Here is a 264-nt window from a genome sequence, read left to right as displayed (position 1 = left end):
TTCGGAAATCTTCGGATCACAGCTTACTTACAGCTCCCCGAAGCATATCGGTGTTAGTGCCGTCCTTCATAGGCTTCTAGTGCCAAGGCATCCGCCGTGCGCCCTTTCTAACTTAACCTTTATCTGGCTTTCAACGCATTACATACGTCTAGACCATTGGTTGATCACCATTGTATAGCGATATACGTTGGCAATCGTTAAAAAAGTATTGTTCAATCACAAAAGTGATCGACTCGGTTGATTACTTGATGTTTTGTTGCTTCA

The 264-nt window shown here is 43.2% G+C and carries 1 rRNA gene; it reads right to left on the bottom strand.

Annotated elements, in window-relative coordinates:
- Positions 1–118: ribosomal RNA gene (locus M3191_RS18845) — 23S ribosomal RNA — on the bottom strand; the annotation flags it as partial.
- Positions 119–264 lie beyond the last annotated feature (146 nt).

The sequence above is a fragment of the Sporosarcina luteola genome (genome assembly GCF_023715535.1).
GTDB classification, from domain to species: domain Bacteria; phylum Bacillota; class Bacilli; order Bacillales_A; family Planococcaceae; genus Sporosarcina; species Sporosarcina luteola_B.
This window is presented reverse-complemented; position numbering and strand designations above follow the sequence as displayed.